This window comes from Mesorhizobium sp. B2-4-15, assembly GCF_006658505.1.
Classification (GTDB): domain Bacteria; phylum Pseudomonadota; class Alphaproteobacteria; order Rhizobiales; family Rhizobiaceae; genus Mesorhizobium.
On record NZ_VFUZ01000053.1, the window covers coordinates 1 to 7,874 of the forward strand.

10 protein-coding genes and 1 tRNA gene are annotated in these 7,874 nt (G+C 63.6%); 3 read left to right on the plus strand and 8 right to left on the minus strand.

All coding sequences use genetic code 11. The annotated features are described in order from the left end of the window. The first annotated feature begins 159 nt into the window (after positions 1–159). Complete coding sequence (locus tag FJ930_RS29805) at positions 160–1,224, plus strand: YeiH family protein (protein ID WP_141841178.1); 1,065 nt, start codon at positions 160–162, stop codon at positions 1,222–1,224. 7 nt (positions 1,225–1,231) lie between these two features. Here FJ930_RS29805 and FJ930_RS29810 read toward each other — a convergent pair whose 3' ends face one another. From FJ930_RS29810 to FJ930_RS29830, 5 genes are all read right to left on the minus strand, one after another. Then, the gene (locus tag FJ930_RS29810; protein WP_141841173.1) at positions 1,232–1,729 is read right to left on the minus strand and encodes a GAF domain-containing protein; all 498 of its coding nucleotides are present in this window, start codon (positions 1,727–1,729) and stop codon (positions 1,232–1,234) included. Between the two features lie 125 nt (positions 1,730–1,854). Continuing rightward, complete coding sequence (locus FJ930_RS29815) at positions 1,855–2,163, minus strand: type II toxin-antitoxin system RelE/ParE family toxin (RefSeq protein WP_141841174.1); 309 nt, start codon at positions 2,161–2,163, stop codon at positions 1,855–1,857. Next, positions 2,160–2,417, minus strand: a complete 258-nt coding sequence (locus tag FJ930_RS29820) for a CopG family ribbon-helix-helix protein (RefSeq protein WP_140611895.1) — start codon at positions 2,415–2,417, stop codon at positions 2,160–2,162. The genes FJ930_RS29815 and FJ930_RS29820 overlap by 4 nt, the downstream gene beginning before the upstream one ends. Positions 2,418–2,588: 171 nt before the next feature. Next, complete coding sequence (dmeF, locus tag FJ930_RS29825; RefSeq protein ID WP_141841175.1) at positions 2,589–3,821, minus strand: CDF family Co(II)/Ni(II) efflux transporter DmeF; 1,233 nt, start codon at positions 3,819–3,821, stop codon at positions 2,589–2,591. An 8-nt stretch (positions 3,822–3,829) separates the two neighbouring features. Next, on the minus strand, positions 3,830–4,108 hold the full coding sequence (locus tag FJ930_RS29830) for a metal/formaldehyde-sensitive transcriptional repressor (protein ID WP_140611839.1): 279 nt from the start codon (positions 4,106–4,108) through the stop codon (positions 3,830–3,832). A gap of 263 nt (positions 4,109–4,371) precedes the next feature. On the opposite strand from FJ930_RS29830, the gene FJ930_RS29835 reads away from it, so the two are divergent. Together FJ930_RS29835 and FJ930_RS29840 are read left to right on the plus strand one after the other, a co-directional pair. Beyond that, positions 4,372–4,605 carry a hypothetical protein gene (locus FJ930_RS29835; RefSeq protein WP_140611841.1) on the plus strand — a complete coding sequence of 78 codons (234 nt, stop codon included), beginning with the start codon at positions 4,372–4,374 and terminating at the stop codon, positions 4,603–4,605. A gap of 66 nt (positions 4,606–4,671) precedes the next feature. After that, entirely contained in the window at positions 4,672–4,938 is a 267-nt protein-coding gene (locus tag FJ930_RS29840; RefSeq protein WP_140749919.1) for a DUF1488 domain-containing protein, read from the plus strand. Between the two features lie 6 nt (positions 4,939–4,944). Here the strand turns inward: FJ930_RS29840 and FJ930_RS30220 are convergent. The 3 genes from FJ930_RS30220 to FJ930_RS29850 form a co-directional block, all read right to left on the minus strand. Continuing rightward, a tRNA-Cys gene (locus FJ930_RS30220) sits at positions 4,945–5,020 on the minus strand. A gap of 307 nt (positions 5,021–5,327) precedes the next feature. Further along, entirely contained in the window at positions 5,328–6,389 is a 1,062-nt protein-coding gene (locus tag FJ930_RS29845) for a diguanylate cyclase (RefSeq protein WP_141841176.1), read from the minus strand. 143 nt (positions 6,390–6,532) lie between these two features. Further along, positions 6,533–7,642, minus strand: coding sequence for an acyltransferase family protein (locus FJ930_RS29850; RefSeq protein ID WP_141841177.1), 1,110 nt, complete (start codon positions 7,640–7,642; stop codon positions 6,533–6,535). Positions 7,643–7,874 lie beyond the last annotated feature (232 nt).

Below are 7,874 nucleotides of genomic sequence, written 5' to 3' on the forward strand. Positions count from 1 at the left end.
TATACGGGGAGAAGGTGCCGGCAGGCGGATGAGGGGCCGCGCCAGCCCTGGCTATTGCCAAGATCGTTCGGAAAAATCGATCATTATAACGAAAATAATTCGTTGGAAAGATTGATCATGAAATGGCATTTCTCCGGCACACTCGCCTGGAGAATTGCATTGTCTTCCCTGACCCGCATCGCGAACGATATTCCGAAGAGCACGATTTCCGCCGATCTGGCTGCTGGGCGCAAGCGCCTCGATTCGGTGTGGAACGGCATCATCCCCGGCATGGTGCTGGTGGCGATGATCACCGCCGTCGCCTTCTCGGCGCGCAATGTCTCCGGCTTCGCCCTGTTCAGCCCGATGATCCTGGCCGTCGTCGCCGGCATGGTCTATTCCAACGTGCTCGGCACACCGGCGCATGCCAAGGCCGGCATCGCCTTCTCGCAAAAGCGCCTGCTGCGCTTCGCCATCGTGCTGCTCGGCTTCCAGCTGACGCTCGGCCAGGTGGTCTCGATCGGCGCCAGCGGCGTCGGCATCGTCGCACTGACCCTTGGCGCCACCTTCCTCTTCACCATCACGCTTGGCCGGCTGATCGGCGTCGACGCCAAGCTGGCGCAGCTGATCGCCGCCGGCACCTCGATCTGCGGCGCCTCGGCGATCGTGGCCACCAACATCGTCACCGATGCGCGCGACGAGGACGTCACCTATGCCGTCGCTTCGATCACCTTGTTTGGCACCGTCGCCATGCTCGGCTTCCCGCTGCTGGCGCCGCTGCTTGGCCTCGACCAGCACGCTTTCGGCCTCTGGGCCGGCGCCTCGATCCATGAGGTGGCGCAGGTCATCGGCGCCGGTTTCCAGAACGGCACCCAGTCCGGCGAGATCGCCACTGTGGCCAAGCTGACACGCGTCGCCATGCTGGCGCCAATGGTCATCGCCCTCGGCCTGATGGCGCGCCGCAAGAGCAGCGGCGACCAGTCGGCCGCACGGCCGCCCATGCCATGGTTCGTCGCCGCCTTCGTCGCCGTCGTGGCGCTGAACAGCCTGGTCACCATACCGGTTGAGCTGAAGCAGGCAATGGCGCTTGCCACCACCATCATGCTCACCATGGGTCTTGCCGCCATGGGCCTGCAGGCCGACATTTCGCAACTGCGCTCGCGCGGCCTGCGTCCGCTGGCGCTGGCCTTCTCCGCCTTCCTGTTCATTGGCGGCTTCAGCCTGATGCTGGTGAAGCTGGCCTGAGCAGCGGTCAGTCCTCGAACGAGCTCGCCGCGACATAGAGCGCCGCGAGCTTTTCGATGCCGGCCTGGTCTTCCCCGTCGAAACGGCCAGGCGTCGGGCTGTCGAGATCGAGCACGCCGAAGACGCCGTCATTGTCCTCGAGCAGCACGACCAGTTCGGACCGCGAGTCCGCGTCGCAGGCGATATGGCCGGGGAAATCATGCACGTCCTTGATCAGCATCGAGGTGCCGAGTTCGACGGCGGTTCCGCACACGCCCCTGCCGACGGCGATGCGCACGCAGGCCGGCTTGCCCTGGAACGGTCCGAGCACCAGCTCCTCGTCCGATGCCATGAAATAGAAGCCGGCCCAGTTGAGGTCGGGCACCATCTGGAAGATCAGCGCCGCGGTGTTGGCGGCGTTGGCGATCGAGTCCTCTTCGCCCTCGAGCAGCGCCTTCAGTTGTGCCGCGAGATCGCGGTAGAACGCCGGCTTGTCCGAGGTGTCGATGGCCTTGGTCGCAAACATGGCTTGTCTCCGTAACGAAATCAGCGTTTCCCCAACTCTGCACCAAACGAGCACCGGATCATATAGCGCCACGCACGATCTGTGTTGATGTCATCGCACTGTGCCGCTTGTATGTCAGTGCTGGTTCACTCCGGCCACTCTTCGGGCTGCCAGTCGCGTGACGTGTGGATTACCCGAACGATGGAAATGAACTCCCGCCCCGCCTGCACGGTGAGCGAATAAGCGATGATGTATGGCAAGCCGGTGACGACTTTCTCATAGCTGCCCGACACGCGCCCCGGCCGCCCCGTCGGCATTTTTCCAAGTGCTGCGCCGGCACCGCGAATAAGGTCCGCAACACGGCGTGCGGCCACCGGATTGTCGGCAGCGATATAGGCAAGTTGCTGCTTGAGGTCGTCCAGTGCCTCGCGCGACCATTGAACGGGCCGAGTCACCCCTTACCCTTGGCGGCATCGATGACGGCATGGAGCTCCGCCATCGCTTCATCATGGGGAACCACGCGACCGGCCGCGACATCAGCCATACCGCGTTTGATTCCGTCGACAATTGAAAGTTCTCGTTCGACATAGGCGGAAACGGCTTCGGCCGCGAGATAGGATTTGCTGCGTCGGGTGTTCGTCGCCAGCCGGCCGAGTTTTTCCTTGATTTCCGGCGTAACGCGGATCGTCATGGTGGTGCTAGCTGTCATAGCGAAAGCCTCGTGTTTAACTGTGTACATGTTGGCACAAAGTAGCTTTGAAAACCAGTCCTGTGCTGACCGACGGCGAAATCCGCCGCTGAAGGGCGATGTGATGCTGGGCACACGATGGCGACCGATGAGCCGCCGTGCGGCTGGCCGCCCCGCGAAAGGCCTGAAAGCCTACGCCGCCTTCCGGACCTCGATCGTCAGATGCGACAAGGACCGGAACCGCGCCAGCCGGCTGCGATAGTAATCCTGTTGCCGGCGCGTCCGCGTCACCACCGAGACGATGGCGCCGAGATGGCCCGGCCCGAGCCGCCACAGATGCAGGTCGGCAAGCTGGTCGCCTTCGCTCTCGATGGTCCGGCGCAGGCTTTCGGCCATGCCGCGGTCGGGATTCATGTCGAGCAGCACGGCGCTGGTGTCCCGGATTAGCCCCAGCGCCCAGCTGGCGATGACCACCGCGCCGACAATGCCGGCAACCGGATCCATCCACAGCCAGCCGAAGGCGCGGGCCAGGATCAAGCCGATGATGACCAGCACGGACACCGCCGCGTCGGCGATGACGTGGACCACGGCGGCGCGCATGTTGTTGTCGTGCGTCGCCTTGCCGTGCGCATGCTCATGTTCCTCGAACAGGACCGGATAGGTTCGTCCGCCGATCCTGACATTGGCCTCGAAGGCATGCGGCTCGGGAATCTCCTCGATGGATTCCAGGCCATCGCCCAGGTCCCTGAAGGCGAAGCTCTGCCGGACACCATCCGACCGCACCGTTTCTATCGAGACGGACGACCAAGCAAGCGCAACGCCCGATTGAGAATGGAGCCGGAAGCGCGGCGGCACGCTCTCCTCGAACACTTCCAGCACGACCTCGCCATCCTCCGTGGCGATCCGATGCGTCTCGTCATGTCGGTGCGCCGTCGCGTGCTCATGATCGTGGCCATGCTCATGATCGTGACCGCCGCCGAGCAGCCATGCGCTGGCAATGTTGACGGCAAGGCCAAGGCAGGCGACCGGTATGGCCTCGGCAAAATGGATCGGCACGGGCGTATGGAGACGCACGACGGATTCGTAGCCGATCAGCAGTGCGATCATGGCCAGGATGATGGCGCTGGTGAAGCCGGCGAGGTCGCCGAGTTTGCCGGTGCCGAAGGTGAAGCGCTGGTCGCCGGCATGCCGGCGGGCATAGGTATAGGCAAGCGCCGCCAGAAGCAGCGCGCCGGCATGCGTGCTCATGTGCAGCCCGTCTGCGACAAGGGCGATCGAGCCGAACAGAATGCCGCCGACGATCTCGGCCACCATCATGGCCGCGCAGAGCCAGATCACCGCCCAGGTCTTGCCTTCGCTCTTCCGGTGTTCCTCGCCCAGGAACATATGGCTGTGGAAAGCCGCTGCGCTGTTGGCTTCTGTCATGGCGGAACTCACTTCACATAGGTGCGGACGACATCGAGCAGCTGCTCGACCGCTTCGCTGTTGAGCGCGCCGGGGTGGCGCTCGGAATCGACGAGATGCGTGCGCACATGATCCTCGATCACCTCGCCCATCAGCCCGGTCATTGCGCCGCGCGCGCCGGCGATGAGATGCATGACCGCCTCGCAGCCGGCCTCGCTGTCGAGAGCCCGCTCGATGGCTTCCACCTGCCCCCTGATGCGGCGCACGCGCGCCAGAAGCTTCTGCTTTTCCCGGACCGTGTGTGTCATGCCGACCGGCTTAGCATAGCCCTATACAATGAGGCGAGCAGTCCGCCCCTTGCAATCGCGGGTGCGGGCACGGCGGCACTGATGGACAGGCATGCCAAACTGATCTGCCGTCGGCATGAAATATTCAAGAATATTGTTTCGGCATCCGCTTTCTTGAAAGCCGCGAACCCCCAAATATTTCAAAAATTTGAATTTTATCGGCCGAGCGCCTATTTATCCGACAAGTTCGTTTCCGTGATTTCCGCATGAAGGAGATTTGTTCGATGGCTGATGGCAATCAGACTCTAATGGCGAAAGCCGAAGCTCGTTTTGTCGACAAGCAGAAAAAGACGGCGGAGCGCAGCAAGGCGACCGCCGAATACATCTCCGAGGCGCGCGCCAGGGAGATCAAGACGGCAAGATTGAGGCAGTTGCGGCTGGCCAAGGAAGAGGCTGACCGGATAGCGGAAGCTGAGAACCCGGCGCCGAAGAAGAAACGGGCGGTGAAAAAGGCCTAGGAGGACTTCCAGGAAAGTGTGAAGCCGCCTGGAATTGCGTCGGAGCATAGAGCCAAGGAGGCCAAGATGAGCCTGACCTTTCCCAATCGCAGCCGCAGCTATGACGAAGCCGGCAAGCGCATCCGGTTCGTCGGCCATGACGGCATGTTCCAGATTTCCTTTTCCGTCGCTGCCGATGCGATGTCGAAGATAAAGCCGTCGACCGTGGCCAACGAAGCAGGCTACCTGGCCACGTTCGACGCCGAGGGCAGCGCCATCCGCGACGTGGCGTCGAGGGCCTATGACCGCACCCGAAAGAGCCTATATGTGCTGACGGCCGACGATTTCCACTGAGAATGTTGGAGGCCTCGCCTCGGGATCGAACCGAGGCTTCAGAGATTTGCCGTCTCCAGCGTAGCCGCTCCGCCACGAGGCCATGGCGATCGACCTAACGGATAAATGTTTGCGGAAAAGTTAAGCTCGAAGGCCTGCTTGTCGGTACGTTGCGAAATGCCGCTCCGCACCGTTGCGGCACCGCTTCGCCGGTAGGCGCCATGCCGCCCGGCCGGAGGAACGAGCAGCGCCATCGAGAGGCGATAACGCCGATCTGCCGAGCGAATAATGGCCGGCGAAACAGCGGCAAGGCGAAGCCGGCCGCAGCTCTAACTCACAGCTCTAACTCTCTGTTTTTACGCAATTCCGGAGGGAAAATCGTTCACATTTTTCTTGAGAGGGCTCGAACGTCACGCCGCCACGCTGCGGCCTTTCAGGCCGGCTTCCGCCTTGAAGATGCGGAACGTGTTGCGGCCCGCCGCCTTGGCGGCATAGAGCGCGGTGTCGGCTTGCGCGAACAGGTCGCATGGCGTGCCCGTTCCGGCGAAGGCGATGCCGACCGAAGCGCCTAGTCTCAGCGACTGGCCGCGGACCACGACCGGGTTGCCCATCGCCTCGATGATGCGGCGCGCCATGCCGGAGACGGCACCCCGGTCGAGATGCGGGCCAAGCAGCACCGCGAATTCGTCGCCACCGACGCGCGCCACCAGATCCGCCTCGCCGCAACCGCCGGCAAGCCGTTCGGCCGCCGCCTTCAGGCATTCGTCGCCGACGACATGGCCGAACGTGTCGTTGACGGCCTTGAAGCCGTCGAGATCGATCAGAAGCAGCGCGCCGAGCGGACGGCCTTCGTCGGCATGCGCGAGCCGCGCCTGGAAGCGGGCGCGATTGGCGAGCCCGGTCATGGCATCGAATTCGGCGAGGTAGCGCATCCGGTCCGACAGGATCTTCTCCTCGGTGATGTCCTGCTTCATGCCGAAGATACGCACCGGCACACCGTCCTCGCACTCGACGGTCGCGGTGATGCGGATCCAGCGGCTGCGGCCCGCGAAGGTGGTGATCTCGGCGTCGAGGGTAAAGCCGCTGCGCTCGACAATCGCGCGGCTGCGCAGGCTGTCCAGCGCCTTGCGTGACTCCGCCGGATAGCACTTGATGATCTCGCTCCGGTCGAGTGCGGCGCCGCGCGGCAGATCGAACAGATCGTAGACCACGTCGGTCCAGTGCAATTGTTCGCCGGGCAGGCTGCATTCCCACACGCCGATGCGCGCGGCGACCGACGCGCGGTCGAAGATCTTGCGGCTGTGCGCCAGTGAAACCTCCTGCCTGACGATCAGTGCGGCCTGTGCCGCGACTTCCGCCTTGAGGCTGGCGATGGTGGCGGCATCGCGGCGGCGCTCGCCGCCACTGTCATGCCCTCTCCGCCTGCCGTGCTGCGATGCCGGGCCTTTGGGAGCGTATGACGTATCGGACATGGCTTAACTCCTGGCGGGCCACCACCATGGCGCAACAGCCCTTAAAACTTCGCTGACGGCGAATTGGTCTCGGAGACCTCACCGAAGTCGAACTCCGGGACGGCTGAGGCTGGCCGCAACGCTTCGGGCCGTTTGGGGCTCGGCTACTTCAGGCTCGATTGGACGGTGGCGGCGGACAGTGCCGGTTTGGGCGTGGCTGCGTTCGGTGCCGGTTGCGGAGCGCTCCCGTCGATATGCGCCCAGCCTGGCCGCTCGAACAGGAACATGCCGAAACCGATGCGTTTGACGATGAAGTAGAGAACGACCGGGCTGATCGTCGAGACCAGAAGCACCGCCAGACTGAGCATGCCTGTGTCGGTCAGCATGCCGCTTGCCAGCGCCGCGCCGCGGAAGAGCGACATCGGGATGGTGAAGGCGACATAGACGACCAGCGAATGCTCGCCGAGCCACCGCAGCCATTCCATGGCCGGGAACTTGGACAGGAAGCCGCCAAGCACGCAAAGCGCCACAGCGCCGGCGACGGCCAGGGTGAGGTGCAACGGCGGCCACGCCGCCAGGCCCATCCGCATGCCGACCGGCTGAAGGGCATAACCCGGTGAATAGACGAGCAGGCCGTTGACGATCGCCCACAGAACCAAGCCGGCCACGGCCAGCGCCGGGCGGGCTTGCGTCCATCCGACGAGCCGGAACACCAAGGGCGCCAGCACGAAGCCGAGGTAGAAGAACACGAAATAGGCCGCGAATTGTTCAACCGCATAGCTGTCCGGATGGGGCGCCCACATCTGCAGGGCGGCAGCGATCGGGATGACGATCCAGGCGGGCACGCGGAACTGCCGCAGCAGCTTCGCCGCGAGGCCGAACACCGCCAGCATGTAGATGAACCACAGCACGCCATAGGGCTGGACGACCGCCATTGCGAGGTCGTGCAGCATGCCGCCGGGATCCCGGCTGAAGATACCGATCTTCAGCCCGATCGAGATGATCGCCCACAGCACGTAGAAATAGAGATAGTGGACGACGCGGCGATCGATATAGCGCCGCCACGGCCGGTCGATGACCTGCGACAGGAACAGCCCTGAGATCAGGAAGAATTCCGGCATGCGAAACGGCGTCGCGAAGCCGATGACATAGTGGAGGAAGCCGACGCCGCCCGTGTACTCGCCCGTATTGTAGGCCGAGTACATCATGACCACGAGGATGATCGAGAGGCCTTTGGCTGTGTCCACCCACGGCATGCGCATCGGGCTGTTCATGGCGAATCCATCCGGAGCCGGCCAATCCGGCCAGCCATCATCCGGCGATATCTAGCACCATCAAGCTTCCCAGATCGTAAACGCGCCTCTTCGCGGCGAGGTGGCGGATCATTATTGGCCGCTGCACATCCGGCATGTCCGTCATGGTCGATCGCTTGCGGCCTCCAAGTCGCTGGCAATCCTTCGCCGTCGGCGCTGCCCCTCACTGTCCTGCCGGACATCTCTCCCCGTA

What these genes read in the sequence shown, in the direction of transcription:
- FJ930_RS29850 (WP_141841177.1), bottom strand. Translation starts at nt 7,642, where the DNA reads ATGAACAGCCCGATGCGCATGCCGTGGGTGGACACAGCCAAAGGCCTC.
- FJ930_RS29820 (WP_140611895.1), bottom strand. Translation starts at nt 2,417, where the DNA reads ATGACAGCTAGCACCACCATGACGATCCGCGTTACGCCGGAAATCAAG.
- dmeF (WP_141841175.1), bottom strand. Translation starts at nt 3,821, where the DNA reads ATGACAGAAGCCAACAGCGCAGCGGCTTTCCACAGCCATATGTTCCTG.
- FJ930_RS29845 (WP_141841176.1), bottom strand. Translation starts at nt 6,389, where the DNA reads ATGTCCGATACGTCATACGCTCCCAAAGGCCCGGCATCGCAGCACGGC.
- FJ930_RS29830 (WP_140611839.1), bottom strand. Translation starts at nt 4,108, where the DNA reads ATGACACACACGGTCCGGGAAAAGCAGAAGCTTCTGGCGCGCGTGCGC.
- FJ930_RS29840 (WP_140749919.1), top strand. Translation starts at nt 4,672, where the DNA reads ATGAGCCTGACCTTTCCCAATCGCAGCCGCAGCTATGACGAAGCCGGC.
- FJ930_RS29835 (WP_140611841.1), top strand. Translation starts at nt 4,372, where the DNA reads ATGGCTGATGGCAATCAGACTCTAATGGCGAAAGCCGAAGCTCGTTTT.
- FJ930_RS29810 (WP_141841173.1), bottom strand. Translation starts at nt 1,729, where the DNA reads ATGTTTGCGACCAAGGCCATCGACACCTCGGACAAGCCGGCGTTCTAC.